The sequence below is a fragment of the Spiribacter halobius genome, from assembly GCF_020883455.1.
Classification (GTDB): domain Bacteria; phylum Pseudomonadota; class Gammaproteobacteria; order Nitrococcales; family Nitrococcaceae; genus Sediminicurvatus; species Sediminicurvatus halobius.
In genome coordinates, this window is sequence record NZ_CP086615.1 from 2,760,817 (window position 1) to 2,778,195 (window position 17,379).

Annotated in this window: 27 protein-coding genes and 2 pseudogenes; all 29 read right to left on the reverse strand. The window is 67.4% G+C overall.

Annotation, left to right across the window (positions count from 1 at the left end; all coding sequences use genetic code 11):
* Positions 1-11 precede the first annotated feature (11 nt).
* The 29 genes and pseudogenes from LMH63_RS12615 to LMH63_RS12745 all read right to left on the reverse strand — a co-directional run bounded on the left by LMH63_RS12615 (position 12) and on the right by LMH63_RS12745 (position 17,357).
* Entirely contained in the window at positions 12-224 is a 213-nt protein-coding gene (locus LMH63_RS12615) for a hypothetical protein (protein WP_109679642.1), read from the reverse strand.
* A 10-nt stretch (positions 225-234) separates the two neighbouring features.
* The gene (locus LMH63_RS12620) at positions 235-1,254 is read right to left on the reverse strand and encodes a major capsid protein (RefSeq protein WP_109679641.1); all 1,020 of its coding nucleotides are present in this window, start codon (positions 1,252-1,254) and stop codon (positions 235-237) included.
* Between the two features lie 12 nt (positions 1,255-1,266).
* Complete coding sequence (locus LMH63_RS12625) at positions 1,267-1,647, reverse strand: head decoration protein (protein ID WP_109679640.1); 381 nt, start codon at positions 1,645-1,647, stop codon at positions 1,267-1,269.
* A 15-nt stretch (positions 1,648-1,662) separates the two neighbouring features.
* Positions 1,663-2,997: a S49 family peptidase gene (locus LMH63_RS12630; RefSeq protein ID WP_109679639.1), complete on the reverse strand. Its 1,335-nt coding sequence runs from the start codon at positions 2,995-2,997 to the stop codon at positions 1,663-1,665.
* Entirely contained in the window at positions 2,997-4,766 is a 1,770-nt protein-coding gene (locus tag LMH63_RS12635) for a phage portal protein (protein ID WP_146205247.1), read from the reverse strand. The genes LMH63_RS12630 and LMH63_RS12635 overlap by 1 nt, the downstream gene beginning before the upstream one ends.
* The gene (gene gpW, locus LMH63_RS12640) at positions 4,763-4,996 is read right to left on the reverse strand and encodes a gpW family head-tail joining protein (protein WP_109679637.1); all 234 of its coding nucleotides are present in this window, start codon (positions 4,994-4,996) and stop codon (positions 4,763-4,765) included. The genes LMH63_RS12635 and gpW overlap by 4 nt, the downstream gene beginning before the upstream one ends.
* Positions 4,997-5,011: 15 nt before the next feature.
* Positions 5,012-6,991 (reverse strand): phage terminase large subunit family protein, encoded by a 1,980-nt coding sequence (locus LMH63_RS12645; protein ID WP_158280435.1) that lies wholly within the window; start codon positions 6,989-6,991, stop codon positions 5,012-5,014.
* On the reverse strand, positions 6,936-7,457 hold the full coding sequence (locus tag LMH63_RS12650) for a hypothetical protein (protein ID WP_158280434.1): 522 nt from the start codon (positions 7,455-7,457) through the stop codon (positions 6,936-6,938). Before LMH63_RS12650 ends, LMH63_RS12645 begins: the two co-directional genes overlap by 56 nt.
* Positions 7,458-7,560: 103 nt before the next feature.
* A complete protein-coding gene (locus LMH63_RS12655) occupies positions 7,561-7,899 on the reverse strand; it encodes a phage fiber-tail adaptor protein (RefSeq protein ID WP_109679635.1) in 339 nt (112 codons plus the stop codon).
* Positions 7,896-8,255, reverse strand: a complete 360-nt coding sequence (locus tag LMH63_RS12660) for a hypothetical protein (RefSeq protein WP_109679634.1) — start codon at positions 8,253-8,255, stop codon at positions 7,896-7,898. The genes LMH63_RS12655 and LMH63_RS12660 overlap by 4 nt, the downstream gene beginning before the upstream one ends.
* A gap of 6 nt (positions 8,256-8,261) precedes the next feature.
* Positions 8,262-8,492, reverse strand: a complete 231-nt coding sequence (locus tag LMH63_RS12665) for a hypothetical protein (protein ID WP_109679633.1) — start codon at positions 8,490-8,492, stop codon at positions 8,262-8,264.
* A gap of 10 nt (positions 8,493-8,502) precedes the next feature.
* Positions 8,503-9,918 carry a hypothetical protein gene (locus tag LMH63_RS12670; protein ID WP_109679632.1) on the reverse strand — a complete coding sequence of 472 codons (1,416 nt, stop codon included), beginning with the start codon at positions 9,916-9,918 and terminating at the stop codon, positions 8,503-8,505.
* A 412-nt stretch (positions 9,919-10,330) separates the two neighbouring features.
* Positions 10,331-10,702, reverse strand: a complete 372-nt coding sequence (locus LMH63_RS12675) for a hypothetical protein (protein ID WP_109679631.1) — start codon at positions 10,700-10,702, stop codon at positions 10,331-10,333.
* On the reverse strand, positions 10,702-11,157 hold the full coding sequence (locus LMH63_RS12680) for a hypothetical protein (protein WP_109679630.1): 456 nt from the start codon (positions 11,155-11,157) through the stop codon (positions 10,702-10,704). Before LMH63_RS12680 ends, LMH63_RS12675 begins: the two co-directional genes overlap by 1 nt.
* A gap of 274 nt (positions 11,158-11,431) precedes the next feature.
* The gene (locus LMH63_RS12685) at positions 11,432-11,794 is read right to left on the reverse strand and encodes a DUF1353 domain-containing protein (protein ID WP_109679628.1); all 363 of its coding nucleotides are present in this window, start codon (positions 11,792-11,794) and stop codon (positions 11,432-11,434) included.
* Between the two features lie 10 nt (positions 11,795-11,804).
* Positions 11,805-12,152, reverse strand: a complete 348-nt coding sequence (locus tag LMH63_RS12690) for a hypothetical protein (RefSeq protein ID WP_109679627.1) — start codon at positions 12,150-12,152, stop codon at positions 11,805-11,807.
* Positions 12,149-12,358, reverse strand: coding sequence for an Rz1-like lysis system protein LysC (lysC, locus tag LMH63_RS12695; RefSeq protein WP_442777720.1), 210 nt, complete (start codon positions 12,356-12,358; stop codon positions 12,149-12,151). Before lysC ends, LMH63_RS12690 begins: the two co-directional genes overlap by 4 nt.
* Positions 12,276-12,740: a hypothetical protein gene (locus tag LMH63_RS12700; RefSeq protein WP_109679626.1), complete on the reverse strand. Its 465-nt coding sequence runs from the start codon at positions 12,738-12,740 to the stop codon at positions 12,276-12,278. Before LMH63_RS12700 ends, lysC begins: the two co-directional genes overlap by 83 nt.
* Complete coding sequence (locus LMH63_RS12705) at positions 12,737-13,027, reverse strand: hypothetical protein (RefSeq protein WP_146205246.1); 291 nt, start codon at positions 13,025-13,027, stop codon at positions 12,737-12,739. Before LMH63_RS12705 ends, LMH63_RS12700 begins: the two co-directional genes overlap by 4 nt.
* A complete protein-coding gene (locus LMH63_RS12710) occupies positions 13,024-13,590 on the reverse strand; it encodes a DUF5675 family protein (protein ID WP_229332589.1) in 567 nt (188 codons plus the stop codon). The genes LMH63_RS12705 and LMH63_RS12710 overlap by 4 nt, the downstream gene beginning before the upstream one ends.
* A 226-nt stretch (positions 13,591-13,816) precedes the next feature.
* Positions 13,817-14,299, reverse strand: coding sequence for a hypothetical protein (locus LMH63_RS12715; protein WP_229332590.1), 483 nt, complete (start codon positions 14,297-14,299; stop codon positions 13,817-13,819).
* A 317-nt stretch (positions 14,300-14,616) separates the two neighbouring features.
* Positions 14,617-14,976 carry a hypothetical protein gene (locus LMH63_RS12720; protein ID WP_229332591.1) on the reverse strand — a complete coding sequence of 120 codons (360 nt, stop codon included), beginning with the start codon at positions 14,974-14,976 and terminating at the stop codon, positions 14,617-14,619.
* A gap of 89 nt (positions 14,977-15,065) precedes the next feature.
* Positions 15,066-15,152: pseudogene (locus LMH63_RS19525) on the reverse strand (VapE domain-containing protein); the annotation flags it as partial.
* A gap of 13 nt (positions 15,153-15,165) precedes the next feature.
* Positions 15,166-15,291: pseudogene (locus LMH63_RS19530) on the reverse strand (VapE domain-containing protein); the annotation flags it as partial.
* Positions 15,233-15,763 carry a VapE domain-containing protein gene (locus LMH63_RS12725; RefSeq protein ID WP_373317937.1) on the reverse strand — a complete coding sequence of 177 codons (531 nt, stop codon included), beginning with the start codon at positions 15,761-15,763 and terminating at the stop codon, positions 15,233-15,235. The gene LMH63_RS12725 and the pseudogene LMH63_RS19530, both read right to left, overlap by 59 nt.
* Positions 15,764-15,879: 116 nt before the next feature.
* A complete protein-coding gene (locus LMH63_RS12730; protein ID WP_229332593.1) occupies positions 15,880-16,317 on the reverse strand; it encodes a hypothetical protein in 438 nt (145 codons plus the stop codon).
* 20 nt (positions 16,318-16,337) lie between these two features.
* Positions 16,338-16,694, reverse strand: coding sequence for a hypothetical protein (locus LMH63_RS12735; protein ID WP_229332594.1), 357 nt, complete (start codon positions 16,692-16,694; stop codon positions 16,338-16,340).
* Positions 16,695-16,725: 31 nt separating this feature from the next.
* Positions 16,726-17,085, reverse strand: a complete 360-nt coding sequence (locus tag LMH63_RS12740) for a PriCT-2 domain-containing protein (protein WP_229332595.1) — start codon at positions 17,083-17,085, stop codon at positions 16,726-16,728.
* Positions 17,082-17,357 carry a hypothetical protein gene (locus LMH63_RS12745; RefSeq protein WP_146205245.1) on the reverse strand — a complete coding sequence of 92 codons (276 nt, stop codon included), beginning with the start codon at positions 17,355-17,357 and terminating at the stop codon, positions 17,082-17,084. Before LMH63_RS12745 ends, LMH63_RS12740 begins: the two co-directional genes overlap by 4 nt.
* Positions 17,358-17,379: the final 22 nt, after the last annotated feature.

Here is a 17,379-nt window from a genome sequence, read left to right on the forward strand (position 1 = left end):
AACGGGGGCCGTTAGGCCCCCGGGTTCTCTTGGTCGGCGCCTTCGCCGCCGGACTCATCGTCCGACGGCCTGGGCGCCGGGCCGGCGTTGACTGCCGTGACGGCGCCGCGGCGAATGAACTCCTCCGCGAGGCCCTTCGGCAGGTCAACGGTCTCGCCGGCCGGAATCTGCCGGCGCTTACCCCGGTCCTTGAACCGGATCTGGTTCCTGGTAGTGACTCGCATCGGTTTCTCCTTAGAGCACGGTGGCGCGGAACGTGGCGTTGGGGCGGTACGGCACCACCAGCGGAGCGGACTGCAGCATCAGATACCGAACGGCGGGATCCGGCTGAATCCACGACTTCGGCGCGAACTCCAGAGCCTGGTAGCCGAGCTCGGCGTCACGGATGGCGCCGAAGTGCCGGGTACCAAGAACCTGGGGCGTCCCAGCCAGCAGGACGGTGCCGGTCGGCATCATCGGCTGCTCAACACCGGCGGAGTCGATGTACCAGTCCTGGTACGTCCAGATACGCCAGTTGCCGATGATGCCCTTCAGCTGACCGCTGTTACCCGGCGAAGCGATGGGCTGGATCTGGCCGGTCATCATGTTGCGGTTGTCCAGCAGATCCCGCGCCTTCTGGTTGCTGCGGAACTGCTTGAAGGCGTCCGGCTCCATGACGATATCGGTAACGACCGCACCCTCGGTCTTCTGCACCAGCTCGGCCCACTCCTCGAGGTCGTCGACGGGCTCAACGCCTGCCTCGCCCCACTGGTCGCCGGGGGCGAGATCGATCGCGAGGTTGCCATCACGCCCGAAATTGACGACCACCGTGTCGTACCCATCGCCCTCCACGGTGACCTGGCCCTGGCGCAGCGCCTCGGAGGCCATGACCTCGAGACGGCGAGTGAGCATGTCCACCTGGTCCTGCAGCTCGGAGGCCAGAATCAGCTGCTCGCGGTTGCCGGCCATCATCGTGCCGCCAATCTGCTCACCGGCCATGCGGCGCAGTGGCTTGTCGGGATCGATGACGCGCTTGTCCTTCACGTAGGCGGGGCGGAAGGTCTTCGTCTGGTAGCCCAGGGACTCGACCAGCTTGCCCTGCACGTAGGGGTGCACGAACGGGGCGATGCGGCGACGGCCGTCCTCGACGTCGAACTTGATCTCCTCCGCCTGGGACTGCGCCACGAGAGGGAAGAACGTGTTGAGCAGGAAGGCGGTCGGCCGCTTGAGGCTTTCCACCAGGGCCTGCAGGAAGGCGGTATCGTAGACGTTCATGGGGCAGGCTCCTTACGCGCTGACGGCGGAACGGGTGAAGAGGCCACGCTGGCGCATGGCATCGCGGTGGTCGGCGATGGTGTCGGTGCCACCGAAGGCCAGCTCGGCCTCGTTGAACTCGCCGGCGTAGTAGAGAGGCGCCGCGGCGTCGCCACCGGACGTATCCACGTCCTGGGCCAGGATGGCCACCGCATCATTGATCGACGCCGTGGCGCTGGCGCTGTCCACCGGGACGAGCTTGTTGGCGTTGACGCTGTCGCGGGCGACCACGGTGCCGCGGGCGAGCGTGCCCTGCCCGCCGAGGACGGTCTCCTCGCCGGTGCGCAGACCGTCCGTGTTAACCACCAGGCGGTCCGGGGTGTAGCTCTCGCTGGAAAACTCGGGATTCTTCATCGGATCTGTCCTCCGTTACCGAATGAGGCCGCCCTGGCGGGCACGGTCGACAGCCGCGGCGGCCGCGGCACGGGGATCGCCGCTCGCTTCCGGCTCGTCGGGGCCGACGTCGGGGTCCGGGACGGCGGCGAGGAAGCCGTTGTCCTCGCGGCTGGCGGAGGCGAGGACTCGCTTGGCGTGTTCCTCGCTCATGCCGGGGGTGACGGCCAGCTCCTGCGCGAGCTTGGTGCGGCCCTTGGCCTCCTCGCAGCCGAGGATCGCCTGGATGCGCTCGCGCTCGGCGGTGGACGCCGCCTCGCGCTGCTCCTCGATGCTGGCCGCAGCATCGGCCTTGCCCTGCTCGCGCAGCTCGGCGGCCGCCTCGGGGCAGTAGGTCTGGAAGTTGGCCGCGGTGGCCTCGACATGCCGCTGTTCCTCGCCCGCGGCCGGCTTCTTGTCAGTGAGCCACATGGGTTCACATCCTCCGTTGAGCCCGCCGGCGGCGGGCATTGCAGTTGCCCCGGAGAATCCGGGGAAAGTCATTGCGCTGCGGTCGGCCGTGCGCTCTATGAGCTCGGCGACGGTGTCTTCGTAGGTGCCCAGGCGGTCCGCCAGACCGGCGTCCACGGCCTTCTGCCCGACGAGAATGTCGCCGCGGCCGAAGTCCTCCAGGACCACCGATTCCTCGACGCCGCGATTGCGCGCCACCTTGGCGACGAACACGGCGGCGAGGTCGTCCACCAGCTGCTGGACGCGGGCGCGGTCGGAGGCTTCGGCCGGGTCGAGGGCCTTGTCGGGGCTCTGCGAGGAGACGATCACGTACTCGCGCAGCCCTTCCATGGCCATGCGTTCGCTGTCGTCCACCAGTGCAGTGCGCACGCCGATGCTGCCGAGCATGGCCGTCTCGTGGGCGATCACCTCGTCGGCGGCGCTGGCGATCCAGTAGGCAGCGCTGGCACCGAGGCCGCCGACGTAGGCGACGATCGGCTTGGTGCCGCGGGCGCGGTAGATCATCTCCGCGAACTCGGCATTGCCGTCCGCCTCTCCGCCGGGGGAGTTGATGTTGAGCAACACGGCGCGGACCTGGTCGTCATCAATGGCGGCCTGGAAGTCCTGCGCGAGCAGCTCGTAGGAGGTGGCGCCGCTGACGCGGGTAAAGAGGTTGGCGTAGCGAAACAGCGGGCCTTCGACGGAGAGAACGGCGACGCCGTCCCGATACTCGACCTCGTAGGTGTTCTCCAGATCCCGGCCGAGCCTGGCGGCGACGGCCTCGGGCGTGGCGTTGTCCCGGGAGGCGATGTCGAGGATCACCCGCAGGTGATCCTCGGTGATGGCCCACGGCGTGCGCGCCGCTTTCTGCCAGATCCGCATCAGGTCTTCTCCTCGTCGCTGCCCTCGTCGGACGGCGGCTTGACGTTCATCAGGGCGTCCAGCCGCTGCGAGCGGCCGCTGGGGCCGCCGGACTGCTGGGGCTGTTCGTCCTCCTCCTCGCGCGGGGGCTGCAGGGTCACCGGCCGGCGGGTGCCGCCCTCGCGCCACGCTTCGCGCGTCTCGCGGCTCATGGGCTCGAGGTCGCTCTCCTGGCGGAAGTGCTCCTCGTCCTCCGGCTGCGGGGTGATGAGCGCGGCGCGCACGCCAATGCCGTAGGTCTCGGCGCGCAGGCGGTTGCGCTCGTCCTCGCTCATCAGCTCGGAGCGAAGGTTGCGCTCGCGGGCCTGCTGCTCCAGGACCTCTTCCCAGTCCTTGCCCTGCTCGGCGCACTCGTCCTCGAGCGTGGAGATGCCCGCCTCCATGCGCAGCACGGCGGCCTGGGCTTCCTTCACCGGATCCACCCAGCCGCGGCCGGGGCCGATCCAGCGGGCGCGGGTGTAGGCGTGCCAGTTCTCGTAGAACCCGGGCGCGTCGATGATCCCGCGCTGAACGGCCTCCTCGAGCCAGAGCTCGTAGATGGGCTGGCACCACTTGGTGGCCATGAAGCGGCGCCGGCCGTTGAAGTGCCGCCAGGCCTCCAGCAGCGCGGCGCGCGCGGAGCTGTAGTTGGTGCCGGAGAAGTCCTTGAGCAGGAGCTCGTAGGGCATGTTCATCGCCGTGGCGATGTGCCGCAGGGTGCTCTTCACGAACGAGTCGAAGGCGCTGTTGGGGCGCTCCGGCTTGAACGCGGTCATCGTGTCCCCGGGCGGCAGCTGGAACACTGCGCCGCCTTCGAGCTGGCCCTCCCACTGCTTACGCGCGTTGGCGTATTCCTCGAAGTTCATCCCGAACGCCTCGGCCAGCTGGTCCGCCGAGGACGTGGTCTGGATGAACGCGGCGATGAGGCTGTTCACCACAGCGCTCTGCAGCTCGGTGCGGTGGTACCGGTCCACCATTCGGAACTCGGCGAGCACCGGCGAGAGGATCGGGATGCCTCGATGCTGGCCGACGCGGCGGCGCTCAAAGGCGTGGATCACCAGCCGGCGGCCGCGGCGCATTCTCGCCGGCACGCGATCCCACCGCGCCTTGCCGACGCGGAACGGCAGATCCATCGGGTGCGTGCGGCGGATGTGGTACGCGACACGGCGACCGCGGCGGTCGAGCTCCACGCCGCGGCGCAGGGTCGCCGTGTCCATCATGTTCTGCGGGTTGCTGAGCCGGTCCGGATCCACCATCTGGATCGCGGTGGCCCAGCGACGGTTGCGATCGTTCGGCCACCAGCGGGCCACGCCCAGGGCCTCAGCGCTTTCCAGGCGGGACTGGAAGGCGAGCTGCTGCAGCTCGGCAAAGTCGAGCTCGCCACCGGCATCGCACTCGGTGGTCTCCGCGAACGTCCGCCACTCGCGCTCGACCTGCTCCGCCCAGGCGTCGGCCTCCTCCTTGCTCCAGCCGAGGGTGCGGTAGTCCGGCTTCGCCTGCATGCGCAGGCCGGTACCGATGACGTTGTCGACCAGCGTCTGGATGCCGCCGGCGGCGACGCCGTTGTTGCGCCCGAGATCGCGGGTGCGCGCCACCAGGTTCGGAAGCTCGCTGAGCAGGTCGGCGTCGGCGCTCGCGAGCATGGGGTTCCAGTCGCGCAGCTCCTTCGCCGTGCGGCCGGCTCCGTGGTACGCCGTCGACTGCTTCAGCGGCGTGCCGCGGTGGTCGAGGATCTGCAGATCTCCGCTCATGCCGGCCACAGCTGAATCGGAGCGCGACCGCCCCGCCCCTTGAGTCGCGCGATCTGGGACTTGAGCTCGGCGATGTAGGCCTCGAGGCGGCGGATCTGGTCCGGCGAGTTGGCGAACTGGGTACTCCGCCCCTCACGGCTCACCTGGACGACCTGCTTGCCGATGTTCAGGTCGTGCAGGGCGGACTCCGCCTCAGCCAGCCGCTTTTCCAGCGTGGCGAGATCGCTCATGGCTTCTCCTCGGGATCAGTCCGTGCGGCTGATGGGCTTGCCGCCGGAGAAAAGGTTGCGCGCGCTGCTCGGCTTCTCTGCCGGTGCAGAGCCGCCGGATTGGCTGTTGCTGAACAGATCCGCCTGGGCGAGCTCGCGCTCCAGGGCGTCCCACTTCGCCTCGCTCCACAGGTGGAGCCGCAGGGCCCGGGCGGCGTGGAGCGCGTACACGGCAGTATCCAGCGCCTCGTTGCGAGCGCCGGCCTTCAGCTGCCAGGTCAGCTTGCCGGGCATGTTCCGGTGCGGGGCTTTTACCTCGCTGGTCATCTGCGCGTACCAGTCGCTGCGCACGTCCTGGTACCAGTGCATCCGCCCCGGGCCGTGGCCGGTGAGCGTGATGCGCCCGCTGCCGCCGACCAAGAGGTCCTTGGCTTTATGCGTGCCGACCATGAAGACCTGCACGCCGGCCTTGCTCGCCTTGGTCTTAGTCTTGTAGTCGACCTTGCGCGGTGCGCTGTAGATCTCGCGCTTACCGTGGTCGTGGCTGTCGCCCTTCACGGCCATGACCCCGCGGCGCTGGCGGCCACGGACGTACCAGTACACGGTGTCCGAGGTCTGGCCGTCCGAAGCATCGATCGACGTGCCCTCGACGATGAGGCGATAGCCACTCTGATGCTTGCGCGCGGTGAAAAGCACCTCGTCCAGCGCCTGCCAGCACGGGTCCGTGCGATCCACCGTTGTGCGTGCCGCGTAGATCTCACCCCAATAGACCAGCCACTGCTCCTCGCCGCGGCCCCAACCCCAAACCGACACCGCCAAGCGATCGTGCTGCACGTCGACGCCGGCTGTCAGCACCAGGGCACCCGCCGGCACTGTAAGCTCTGGATAATCTGAAGCCCGGCTTTCCAGGTCTTCAATATCGGGTGTTTCGCTTTCAACTTCATACGGCCGAGCCAGTTTCGTGTTTACGAATTTGATTCGGCCAGAAATATTTCCCGTTTCCGCTGCACGTTCCGACTCTAAATATTCCCTCACTACGTCCGAAAGAACTGAGCCCGGAAGACAAGCGTAAAGCTCGTTGAGTTCTTTGAAACCCACTACTGTCCCATCGCTTTCTACAGTTGGCTTCCAACCGCAGTAAGGATCTCCCGACGCTACCGCATTTCGGACCGTCTGGAGCACATTTCGCTTTCGTCGCCAATCGTCCCACGCTGATCCGCAATGGGGGCACGCATACAGCGCCGTTTCTGGCATTGCCATACCGTAAACGGGATGAGGCGCGCCCTCGTCTCGCTCCTGCCACGTAACGTTTTCCCATTGCAGGACGTGGCTCTCCAAGCACTCATGGCACTGCACTGGAAGAACGCGCTGGTCAGAAATCGCGATAAACTGCTCTACGCGAGAGACACCTTTAACAGTGGGTGTTCCGCCTAGAATCATCTTCCCTCGCCGCCACCGGACTATCCTGTCTCTGATATGCCCTAGCGCTGCCCCCTGCTCTTTGATGTTTTCATTTGTGTCATCCGGCTCCTCGACCACGACCATTTCCGCGGTTGTGGATTTAACGTTGCTTATTGAGTTGGAACCTACCAGGGTAAAGTAGCCGCCCGGAAATTGTTTAAACAACGCTCTATTGCCGTTTTTCCTAGAAGTTCCAACATCCAGCTTTTTCGACATCGCAGGGGTTGCACGAGCAGCCGGCACAAATTTTTCATCCATGAATTTTCTTGCCGATTCTTCTTTTGGAAAAAGCCCAATAATCGCTGTAGGGCTTTCTGCAATTGTTTTCAAAAGGTACCCAATTAGGCCAAAGGTCCAACCAATCTGTGCAGCTTTCATTTGCACAATTAGCTTTACTTTGGGGTCATCGAGCGCGGCAAAAACGCCCCACAGGTATGGCACCATGTCCGGGCTGTAAGCGCCCGGCAGATCCGCACCCTCCTCCGGCAGCCGGTACTCCTCAGCCAGCCATTCCCTGGTCGCCCTTGGTGGCGGCGGCACCCACAGTTGTCCCACCCTCGCCATCATCGCCTGCAGCGCAGGGCGGGTAGCTCCCGATAGCTCGGTAGGCAGGCTGCAATGCGTCATCAATCTCCTGATCCGACACTTCGATCCCGTGCTGGCTCCGGATTCCCGCCACCAGCTTATCCACGGCAAACCCGACCTCCGACCGCGCCGTCGCGGCCCATCCGGCCAGGCGCGGTTCGATCTCCTCCACGGGCACCAGGAGCTTCAGCTCCCGGTAGTAGGTGAGACGCTTGAGGTTCGCATCGGCCAGCGCCTGCTGGGTCCGCGCCTCGGTAAGCGATGCCTGCTGGTCACCACCCCGGCCAGCCGCGAGCTCACGCAGGTGGCGGATGTACGAGACACGCACCTCGTCCAGGCTGGCCTCGCGATGGTCGACCCCGAGCTCCGCGAGCAGATCCCGCACCCGTCGCTCGGACAGGTCGAGGTGCTCTGCTATCTCTCGTTGTGTCGCCATCACTACCTCACCCGGAACCGGAACCCCCTATAGGCTCAGAAATCTGCACGAAAATCGCGGCTCCGCGCACCCGTACGCTGCCGACCCCAGGAAGGACCCGCGGCTAGGTGTGGCTGACCTTGACCCGTAGGGACCGGTCCTTCTCGGGACCGTCGCTGAAGACCACGCGATTCGTGAACGTCAGCTCAGTCACGCCGGGGGCTGGGGTGCCGCTGATCCTGGCGCGGTTGACGTGCTCCACCAGATCACCGTCCACGGTCTCGACGGTGACGTCCTGCTGCTCCTCGAGGGGCTCAAAGCCATCGGGCAACAGCCAGGCGCTGGAGACCATCGAGCGAGCGCCGGTGAGCCAATCGCTCCAGCTGATCCCGACCCAGTCCGTCTCGTCCGGATCCCACCACTGCGGGTCCAGTGGCGGCTGGCGACCGTCGTGCTTGATCACGTCGGGTCCGCGATCTCGGTGTCGTAAGCGGGCACCGTCACCGTGCCGCCGGACGTGAGCTGCTGCGACGGGCAGGTGGTGACATGGATATTGGTGCCATCGTCCTGCACCACGTGCGTCGCCGACCCCGAGGTGTTGATCGGCAGGTCCGCCTGCTGGCCCATGCGGACCTTCCGGCCGGAGGTGTCCCCATCGCTGACGGTAAAGTCCCCGCCAACGAGCGGCCCCTCCGCCAGCACCACGTTGGCGATGTCAGCGTGATCTACTGGTTCCGCCGAGCAGACGGAGAGCTGAATGCATCCGGCAATCCGGTCAAGCGTGCCGTCGAGGAAAAAGTCGTCAGACTTCTTAGCCATATCGCCTTAGCCCTCCGAGCGCTTGGATTCAAGCTTCTGATTGCGAGGACGCACGGTGGCAGCGCCCGGCTTCCTCTCAGGGGCCTTGTCCCAGCCCTCGACCTCACACCAGCCCGCCTCCCAGGCCTGAGCCAGATCGGCTTCCGTCAGCGACGGGTACTTCTCCAGGGTGTACGTGTTCTCCGCCTCGAACGTGTTTCGTCCGAGCCGGAAGTCCTCGTTGGCCGTGAACTTCATCGGTCTTACCTCAGTGGATGACTCGTTGCGCGGGCGCAACTATCAGGAGCCTATCGGTTGCCTTCACGAGCAGCAGGCGGCCTCGGTGCTCCACCGGGCCGCCCATGTTCGGCTGGTCCAGCAGCAGGCTGAACAGCACGTCCGAGACCACGACCGTCGCGTCGGTCACAAGCTGCGGCTCCTCCGCGGCCAGGGCCACGGCGAGGTCCTGGACGGCGAGCACGGTGGACGTGCTGAGCGTTGGCGCCTCGGTGGCCGTGGCCAGCGACACCCCGGCCGGGGCGAGCACGAGCGCCTGGGTTACCACGGGGCTCTCGATGCTCGGCTCGAGCGACACCTCGTTGACCGCGAGCACGTGCGCCTGAGTGAGCGCCGGCGCCTCGGTGCTCGTCGCGTGCAGCAGATCCTCGACCGCCAGCACCCCGGCGATGCCGAGCGTCACGGTCTCGAGGCTCTGCGCGATCGCGAGCGACTCCGGGGCCAGCGTGTGCGCCTGGGTCAGCCCGGGGCTCTCGGTGCTCGTGCTGTGGAGCATGTCGGCCACTGCGAGCGCGGCGGCTTGACTGAGCTCGGGCGCATCGAGGCCGACGTTGAGCTGCACGCCGTCGGCGGTGAGCACGTGGGCCTGCGTCAAGCTCGGGGAATCAGCAGATACCGCGATCTGCAAGCTGGCCGCTTGTAGCACGTGCTCCTGCGTAAGCGCGGCGGCATCGAGCGTGGGCGCCAGGGCCAGGTCCTCGGGCGCGAGGTCGCCAGCCGCCGTTAGCTCCGGGGCCTCGAGGCTCTGGGCCAGGTTGATCTCATCCGCAGTCAGGACATGAGCCTGCGTCAGGCTCGGGCTCTCCGCGCCGACACTCAGCCCGAGGCCTGCGACGTTCAGCACGTAAGCCTGCACGAGGCTCGGCGTCTCGAGCGCCGGTGCCAGGAGCACGTCGTTCGGTGCGATCGAGACGGCCGTGGTCAGAGCGGGGCTCTCCACGGCCGTCTCATGGTGCAGATCGCTCGGGGTGAGCACGTGCGCCTGGGTCAGCGCGGGCGCCTCTAGGCTGTTTCCGAGGGTCAGGCTGTCGACGGTCAGCGTCGCCCCGCCGCCCGTAGATACGGGGATGAGGAGTGGGCGGGGGCGGAAAGGAAGCCAGGGGTCGTCGGCTAGGTCTGCAATGAGGTGGTCTGGCAAGTAGCTATTGCACACCCACGCGTGCAGAACATCACCGCCGACCCCTGCCCCGAGGTCAGAAGAAGCAGACCCCCCGTTTATAGGGGCGCTGAGGTCCCCGTCCGAGTCATTTGATGCAGCAAGAAGGCCATTGACGAAAACATCTAGTGCGACCCCCTCCCGAAAGCGACCCACTATGTAGACGAGTTCGCCAACCGACCATCCGCTAGTATCCTGCAGCACCAAGCCGCTGGTGGTCTGCACGGCCATTCTGATCCCAGGGGCCGCCTGAAGCTCAATAATCCATTTTCTGTTGGAAAGCGCCCCCCACTGACCCCAGACAACCCCCGAATCAGTCGGATAGAAGGCAATCCCGAACGTAATATCGGACGCACCGGATGCCGTATAATCCGTGTCACTCCACTCAACAACGACCCCGCCTATATCCGACGCGGGACCTCTCGTGGTAATTGTACGAGTTAAATCGCTTTCGTTTATACCCTCAACAAGTCCAGCAGCATTGCGGGCCTTCCGATCTGGTCCGAAAAAAGATAGGTACTCCTGCCCCAGCGCTCTCCAAAATTGAGGCGCAGCACTCTCCGCCGCCGAACGGGCGATGGTCGCGGGCGCGTAGCCTCGCTTGGTGCTTATCCCGCGTGGGACTTGGATCAGGCCCATCAGCTTACGCCGTCATCGCCACATTGCTGTCGCCCGCGTCCAGCGAGCCGATGGGGATGCCCTCCTGCGCGTCCGGCCACGTTGTGCCGCCGTCGTCGCTGAACTCCAGAAAGACGGTGATGACGCCTGCGGTGCCCGTGCCGGTCGCAGAGACGAGCAGATTCGCCCCAATGTTCTTAGCCGTGGAGTTGTCCACGGTGGCGCCCGTGCCAAGCGTCCCGTCAGCGGTGGTTACGGCGTTCATGCGCGTGGTCCAGGTGCCGTAGGACAGCGCTCCGTTGCTATCGAACTTCCACGCCTGCTCCTCCACGGTGATGTCGCTGGAGGCTCCGCTGGCGTTGTAGGCCGTGTAGCGGTAAGTGCTAGGCAATGGCATCAGACGGCCTCCCGAATCTGTGCGAGCGTCACGCGCCCGAGCCCGATCTGCTCAGCGCGGCTGATGTCTGCGGTGGAGAGCGCTTCGAGCGAGGACTTGTCGTCGGCCGTGAACACTGTCGCCTGCACCAGCGCATCAATCATCGCAACTTCCTGCGCGTCGCTCAGATCGAGGCCAGTGTCAGAGCGCTGAACCATGCGCAGGGCGGCAGACGCGATGCTCCGCACATCAGCGCCTAGCTGGCTGTTCGCCGCTGCATCCTCTAGGCGGGCAATACGCCCTGCCTGCGCGCCCCACATCAACAGCTCGGTGCTGGAAATCCTCCGACCGCCGACAGTGCTGTAGCGCGGCTCGTTGATGATCGCCGTGACGCTCTGGTGGTCGCCCGCGCTGATATGCGTCTGGTAGCCAAGCCCTTGTGGGTCATTGGCCAGCTCGTTACTCAGTGTGCTCACAGCCTGTATCTCCGATACGTAATCCGATCACCCCGCCTGCGCTCAATGCACAGCCAGCGGGCGCTACGGGCTCGATGGCGTAGCAGCTCGCGGAAACGCGCCCAATCGGCAAGGTCGAAGCCGTCCGAGCGAAAGCCGGTAACGCTCGCCGTGTCGCCCTCTACAACGACGGTGCCGCTAGCGGTGTACGGGTCGCCGAACGTCTGATGGGGCGGGCCACCGCGCAGCGTGCCAGTCAGGTCCGCGCGCTCGTGCCATTCAATCGTGACGCCCATCAGCCCTGCACCCTCAGCCGCGCCCACAACGCGCCGATCTGCACGCCCGCGTAGAGCACCGCCCGGCGCCACCAGGCGACGCCCAACCGGCGCAGGAGCACGCGGAACACGGCGTCGGCCTCCGACCGAGGTGTCGCCGGCTGGCGCACGAGGTGGTCGTGCACCACGGCCGCAGGCCAGTACCGGCCCATCGGGTGCCCCACGATCGGCCAGAGCGCCCGCGGGATGCTCGCGCCGTCGGTGACGAACCCGGCAGGGACGACGTGGCGGGTGCCGAGGGCGTATACGCGGATCGGCTCGGTGGTGAGCCATTCGCTTGCGCTGATCGGCTCGAGGCGCTGGTAGAGGCCGTGGTCGGTCATGGCTGGGTCCTCACGAGACGATCAGCACGACGAGGGTGCCGGCGGTCAGGACCACGCCGAACACGCCGATCAGCGTGCCGACCAGCCACTTGATGCTGCTGACGGCGCCGTTGAGCTCGCCCACCGTCGCGGAGTACGAGGTCTTCAGCTCGTTGAGCGTGTCCAGGACGCTCTGGTTGGCGACTCGCGATTCTCCCCGCAGGTTGTGGAGCTCCTGGACCAGCCGCTCCTCGCGCTGCTCGATCGCAGTCAGGCGCGCCACGAGGCTGGCCTGCCCGGTCTCCAGGGAATTGAGGCGGCGGCCGTGCTCACTGAGCTTCTTCCAGGATTCGGTCTGCTGCTGGGCCTGTTCCGTCATTCCGGCGCATCCCGCTCCTGAGTCGCCTCGTCTCGCCACTGGCGCATGGCATCCACCTGGTCCGCGCACTGGGCACGCTCATCGATCAGCACCGGCAGCGCCTCCAGCGCCTCGCCGATGGTCTCAGCGGCCACCGGTGTCCTCGGGCAGGGCGCCGTCATCCACGCCGGCGGCGCCACCGTCACCGTCTGCGGCTCGCGGATCACCTCCGTGCCCCCGCAGGCTGCGAGCGACAGACTCAGGCAGGCGCACGTCCAGGCACTGGCGATAGGCCTCATCGGCATTCCTCCGTGCCTCGGCGAGTGCGTCCTCGAGGGACTGGCGGGTGGCGGCGCGTTCGGCCGCACGCTCACGCTCGGCGGCGAGCAGCGCCTCGCGGCGGTCGAGCTCGGTGCGCAGGCGGTTCACCGCGGCCGTGGCGCTCTCGTGCGCCTGGCGGTACTGCTCGGCCCGGCTGCGGGCGGCCTCGGCATCCTCGCGCGCGCCGTCTAGCCTCCACAGCAGCAGGGCGAGGGCCACAGCGGCCGCCACCAGCACACCGAGCAGGACTTTCGGGCCGGCGGCCTTGGTGAGGATGCGGCCGATCATCTCTGCAGCCGGCTTGCCGCCCGGTCAGCAAAGCGCTGGAGAATGTCGGATCCTGCGTAACCGACGCCGAGCGCCGTAATCGGCCCGAGCTCGTCGGTCGCGTGCAGGCCGCCGAATGCGGCCAGGCTCGCCACCACACCGAGGCCGATGGCGTAGGGCCGGCTGCGGAGGAACTCCACCGGGTGCACCGGCTTGTCCGGCTTGGATGCGGAATGCAGCGCCATCAGCAGATTGCAGGCCATGCCGTAGGCAAGCATCGCCAGCGGGTGGCTGATCAGATCGATCACGGCCACTGCACCCGAAAGGGGCGGATGTCGAGCGTCCACTCGTCGCGCTCGTCGAGCTGATCCATGAGCTCACGAAAAGCCGCGCGGCTATGGGTCACAGACCACTTGCCGCGGACCACGCCGATGTCCTCACCCGGGCCGATGCAGCCTTCGAGGTCGTCCATCGTGTTGGCGGGGTGCAGCATGATGAAAGTGCGCCCCGGAACGTCGCAGACCTCCCAGCCTTCCTGGTACTCGCCGCCGGTGGAGCGCGTCACCACACCGGAGCGGCGCATCCGCAGCGGGTAGACACCCTCCGGGATGCAGGAGACGTTCGGCCGGTTGCCCGCCCATGGCCGCTCGACCGTGTAGCAGCTCCAGCGTCCGATCCGCAGCGTCCCGAACACGCCGACCGGCGTGTATGCCCAGCGCTCGAGCTCAACCACGGCGCACCTCCAGCCGTAACACCCGCGCCTGCGGCAGCGGCCCCAGGCCGCCGCCGCCCGCAGCCACGCACGCGCCAAGGCCAGGTGCCAGCCGGCCATCAGCCGGCACCCGATGTAGGTGGCCAGTGCGGGATGCATGAGCGCTCCGAAGAGGGCGGCCCAGCGGCGCAGGGAGGAGAGGAACCACACCGCCGGGCCTGGAACGACAAAGCCCGGCGCGGTGGCCGGGCTTTAGAGACAGCTTTGTTAGCTTGGGAAAATCATGCCTCAAAATTGGGGGCTAAATCAAGCCCCGCTTCAAACCGCCTCCTTCAACGCCACCGGAAGGGCGTCCGCAACCGTCGCCAGCCCCCGCCGATCCCAGTCATCGACGATGCGGATCATCGCCTCCACCGCCGGCTTGTAGTCCCGCCACCGATCCGCGCCCACGCCTATCGCCTTCGTGTACTGGATCGGCTTCGCCCCCCTCCCTCGTCGGCGATCGGTACTGCTGCCGCAGATCCGAGATCACCGCCGCCGCGGCCAGCACCACCCGGTCCGGCCGCATGCGGATCGTCCGCGTCTCCGCGTACTGGCGGTAGAGCTCCGAGGTCACGCGGTGCAGCGCCCGGCTCGAGGCGTAGCCATCGGCCCCGTACGTCAGCAGCAGCCAGCTGCGCACGTGTGGCAGGCAGCGGTCCACCGCCGCCAGCACCCTGCCGCAGTCCAGCCCGTGCCAGATCGCGGCCGTATTGTCCGGCTTGCCCGAGCGGGCCGCCGCCAGCGCCTCATCCACCCAGCCCGGCACCTGCATGCCGTTCGCCGTCGCCACCGCAATCGCCACCCGTGCACTGGTCGTCCTGATCATCGTCACTCCCGCTCGCTGCTCTGCTGATTCGCCCCGTCACCACCTGGTAGTGACACCCCGCCGAGGTAGTGACACCCCGGAGCCCTTGCTGGGCGCGGGTTGTCACTACCGTCACTACCGTCACCACCTTTTTCTCGCGTATAGAGAAAACCGCTTTCTTGTGGCGAGTGCCCCGTTCGTTCACTCACGGAATTGATCCCCCTTACGCGCGACCCCCTTGAGGTAGTGACGGTAGTGACAACCCGCACGGGCACTGGCCTGGAGGCACTTATCCAGGTGGTGACAAGGTAGTGACGAGGTGGTGACGGTGGTGACACCTATCCGCCCTCCTCCGGGCGCACGTAGAGGTACACCCGCCTGCCGTTCCGTCGTCGCTGCTCCCGCTGCCAGCCGAGACGCCTCAGCACCTCGCCGACGCGCATCTGCTCCGGCCGGCTCTGCTTGCCCGTCTCCACCTTCAGCGCCCAGGCCATCACGTCCGCCACCGTCACCTGCCGCACCGGGTGCTTGCGGTCGATCGGCAGCCACTCGAACGGATACCGGTCCTGCTCACACTCCCCGTCCAGCCAGGCACCGATCGGCTCCTCCCAGGCGTCCGCCGCGTTAGCGCGCCTCCTGCCTCCTCCTCCGCGCTTGCCGGGAAAATCCCACCACGGCTCCCCGCGCTGGTAGCGCACGTTCCGCCTCCGCCCACAGCTGGTCGCGCAATTGTTCGAGGGAGGGAATACTCGATCCACCCGCAACTCACGGGCAGGAACCGCCTCGCCCCGGTCGGATCCTGCAGGTAGGCGTGGTCGTTGGTGGTGCCCACAAAGATATTCTGCCCGGGAAAACTGGCGCGCGTAGCGGCCATAGCTCGGTCGGTAGGTGTCTTCCTGGGCGGAGACGGCTGCCTTGATGCGGTTACGGTCCGCCTTGTTGAAGGACTGGAGCTCAGGAATCTCGATGATCCAGCGCCCGGAGAGTATCTGGTAGAAGTCCTTGTCCTGGGGCGATTGCATCATCTCCGCGAACCACTGCGGCCCGCAGAGCGTGCGCACGGCCGTGGACATTCCCCCGGCCCTGCTTGCCTTCCAGGATCACCATGAAGTCCACCTTGCAGCCCGGGGACCGCACCCGCGCCACCGCGCTCATCAGCCACGAGCGGCCCACCGCCGCCGTGTACTCGTCGTGCGTGCAGCCGAAGAAGTCCGAGAGCATGTGGTCGAGCCGCGCCGTCCCGTCCCACTGCAGCCCGTCCAGGTACTCCACCACCGGGTGGTACTTCCGCCGCCGCGCCACCGCCTCCACCGCCTCCAGGGCCATGCCGGAGCCGATGCTCAGCGCGTAGTGGTACGGGTGCCCCATCCAGGCCGCGATCTCGGTCCCGTCCGCGTCCGCCAGCGCCTCGCCCGATCCGCTGCCCGCATAAGGCGGCGCCCGCGTCGTCCGGATCTCGTTGGCGAACGCGTCGAGCGCGTACATCCCGTGCCAGGCCTGGTGGTTCTCCAAAATGGTGATGACGTTGTGCAGCGTGGCCTTCACGCCGCCCTTCTCCGTCCGCACCAGGAGCTCCTCCCACACCGAAGGCGAGCGGGGGGTCAGAGCACCGCCCTCAACCCCCGCTTCGGCTGGCGCTCCTCGCCGCCCCTGGCCGGACGCTCCGCTGTGGCCGCCGCAAACTGCTCGACCAGCTGCCGCGCCACCGCCGGCCGCCCCCTCGGCAATCTGCAGATCGTTCCAGTCGCTCTGCCCCGCCGGCTCCCGGAACTGCGGCACGAGCACCACGCCCCCGGTCTCCGCCGCCGCGGCCTCCGCCTTCTCCCGCCGGGATTGATCGGCCGACCGCGGGCGTCAACCGCCTCGTGGTCGTCGTCCGCGCAGTAGGCCAGCGTCGCGCCCACCTCCGCCGCCAGCGGCAGCAGCACCCGGCCCACCGGCGCCAGGTTGCCGGCATCCCAGGCGACGGCCACCGGCCAGCCCTTGGCCTCGTGCACCGTCGCCGCCGTCGCATACCCCTCGGCGATCGCGAGCGGCATCCCGGCCCGGGGCGTGCCAATCAGATGGAAGGTGCCCTTCTTGCGGGCATGGCGGAGGAACGTCTTCGCCCCGCCGGGAAGATGAACTGCAGGCCCCACAGCGTGGCCTTGGCGTCGCGCATGGGCACCGCCAGCGTCCCGCGCTTCACGTAGCGGAACGAGACCCCGTCCCGCTCGCCCGCCTTGCTGTCGAAGAAGGCGCGGATCTCGGCGCGGTCCGTGATGCAGCGGGCCGTGCCCGCCTCCTCGTCCGTCACCAGCAGCAGCGCGCGCTTCGCGAACCGCAGGCCGTGGCTTTTCACCTTCTTGCCGCCGAGGTACCGGCTCTGCCCCACCTGGTGGAGCTGGTCCCAGCACTCCGCGGCCATCTCCGCCACGCGCCGCTGCCACGCCGCCTCGCGCTCCGCCTCATCCGCCTCCTGCGACCCGACGTTCCTGCTGGCGCCTCTTCTGCCGCTCGTCCAGATCGCGGCGCTCGGCCTCGGAGCGCTCCCGCCGCCGCGGCTGCCAGCCGCCCGCCTTCGCGTGGTGGATCAGCGTGCCGATGCCCACGCGCCCGTGCGGCTTCACGGACCGCCACTGCGTGCGGGCATCCCGCTCGCGGTAGTTCTGCGCCTGCGCGCTCCAGCGGTCCCAGGCCTCGAAGGCGCCGTCCCCGAACTCGGACTTCAGCGCCATTGCCATGCGCAGCCAGACGTCCCGCGAGTGCGGGTCGACGTGGGCCAGCGCCTCTTCCGCCTCCTCGAGCGTGAGCTCGGGCAGCGTCATCCGAGGCCCTGCTCCCGCTCCATCTCCCGCACGCGCTCAGGTGTGCGCTGCGCTATCAGCCGCTGCATCGCCTCGAAAGCGGCCCGCTGGTCCGCCTCACTCTCCACCACGGAGAGCTTCCAGGCCTCCGTCTCGATCTGCACCTCCAGCCGCCGGTCCGCCTTCAGCCGCGTGATCAGCGCGAACAGCTCCCCGCGCTGCCGCGCCGAGCGCACCGTCTGCAGCTGTAACGCCAAACGGTCAATGCGCCGCTCCAGGCGCACACTCGGCAATTCCCTTCCCGCGGCCGCGGCC

Excerpts from the sequence above, each read along its gene's own strand:
- LMH63_RS12630 (WP_109679639.1), bottom strand. The coding sequence starts at position 2,997 with ATGCGGATCTGGCAGAAAGCGGCGCGCACGCCGTGGGCCATCACCGAG.
- LMH63_RS12690 (WP_109679627.1), bottom strand. The coding sequence starts at position 12,152 with ATGACGGAACAGGCCCAGCAGCAGACCGAATCCTGGAAGAAGCTCAGT.
- LMH63_RS12615 (WP_109679642.1), bottom strand. The coding sequence starts at position 224 with ATGCGAGTCACTACCAGGAACCAGATCCGGTTCAAGGACCGGGGTAAG.
- LMH63_RS12670 (WP_109679632.1), bottom strand. The coding sequence starts at position 9,918 with ATGGCCGTGCAGACCACCAGCGGCTTGGTGCTGCAGGATACTAGCGGA.
- LMH63_RS12660 (WP_109679634.1), bottom strand. The coding sequence starts at position 8,255 with ATGGCTAAGAAGTCTGACGACTTTTTCCTCGACGGCACGCTTGACCGG.
- LMH63_RS12725 (WP_373317937.1), bottom strand. The coding sequence starts at position 15,763 with ATGTACGCGCTCGACGCGTTCGCCAACGAGATCCGGACGACGCGGGCG.
- LMH63_RS12730 (WP_229332593.1), bottom strand. The coding sequence starts at position 16,317 with ATGCCGCTCGCGATCGCCGAGGGGTATGCGACGGCGGCGACGGTGCAC.
- LMH63_RS12685 (WP_109679628.1), bottom strand. The coding sequence starts at position 11,794 with ATGACCGACCACGGCCTCTACCAGCGCCTCGAGCCGATCAGCGCAAGC.
- LMH63_RS12635 (WP_146205247.1), bottom strand. The coding sequence starts at position 4,766 with ATGAGCGGAGATCTGCAGATCCTCGACCACCGCGGCACGCCGCTGAAG.
- LMH63_RS12710 (WP_229332589.1), bottom strand. The coding sequence starts at position 13,590 with ATGCATCCCGCACTGGCCACCTACATCGGGTGCCGGCTGATGGCCGGC.
- LMH63_RS12665 (WP_109679633.1), bottom strand. The coding sequence starts at position 8,492 with ATGAAGTTCACGGCCAACGAGGACTTCCGGCTCGGACGAAACACGTTC.
- LMH63_RS12715 (WP_229332590.1), bottom strand. The coding sequence starts at position 14,299 with ATGATCAGGACGACCAGTGCACGGGTGGCGATTGCGGTGGCGACGGCG.
- LMH63_RS12740 (WP_229332595.1), bottom strand. The coding sequence starts at position 17,085 with ATGACGCTGCCCGAGCTCACGCTCGAGGAGGCGGAAGAGGCGCTGGCC.
- LMH63_RS12700 (WP_109679626.1), bottom strand. The coding sequence starts at position 12,740 with ATGATCGGCCGCATCCTCACCAAGGCCGCCGGCCCGAAAGTCCTGCTC.
- LMH63_RS12675 (WP_109679631.1), bottom strand. The coding sequence starts at position 10,702 with ATGCCATTGCCTAGCACTTACCGCTACACGGCCTACAACGCCAGCGGA.
- LMH63_RS12625 (WP_109679640.1), bottom strand. The coding sequence starts at position 1,647 with ATGAAGAATCCCGAGTTTTCCAGCGAGAGCTACACCCCGGACCGCCTG.
- LMH63_RS12620 (WP_109679641.1), bottom strand. The coding sequence starts at position 1,254 with ATGAACGTCTACGATACCGCCTTCCTGCAGGCCCTGGTGGAAAGCCTC.
- gpW (WP_109679637.1), bottom strand. The coding sequence starts at position 4,996 with ATGAGCGATCTCGCCACGCTGGAAAAGCGGCTGGCTGAGGCGGAGTCC.
- LMH63_RS12650 (WP_158280434.1), bottom strand. The coding sequence starts at position 7,457 with ATGGCGACACAACGAGAGATAGCAGAGCACCTCGACCTGTCCGAGCGA.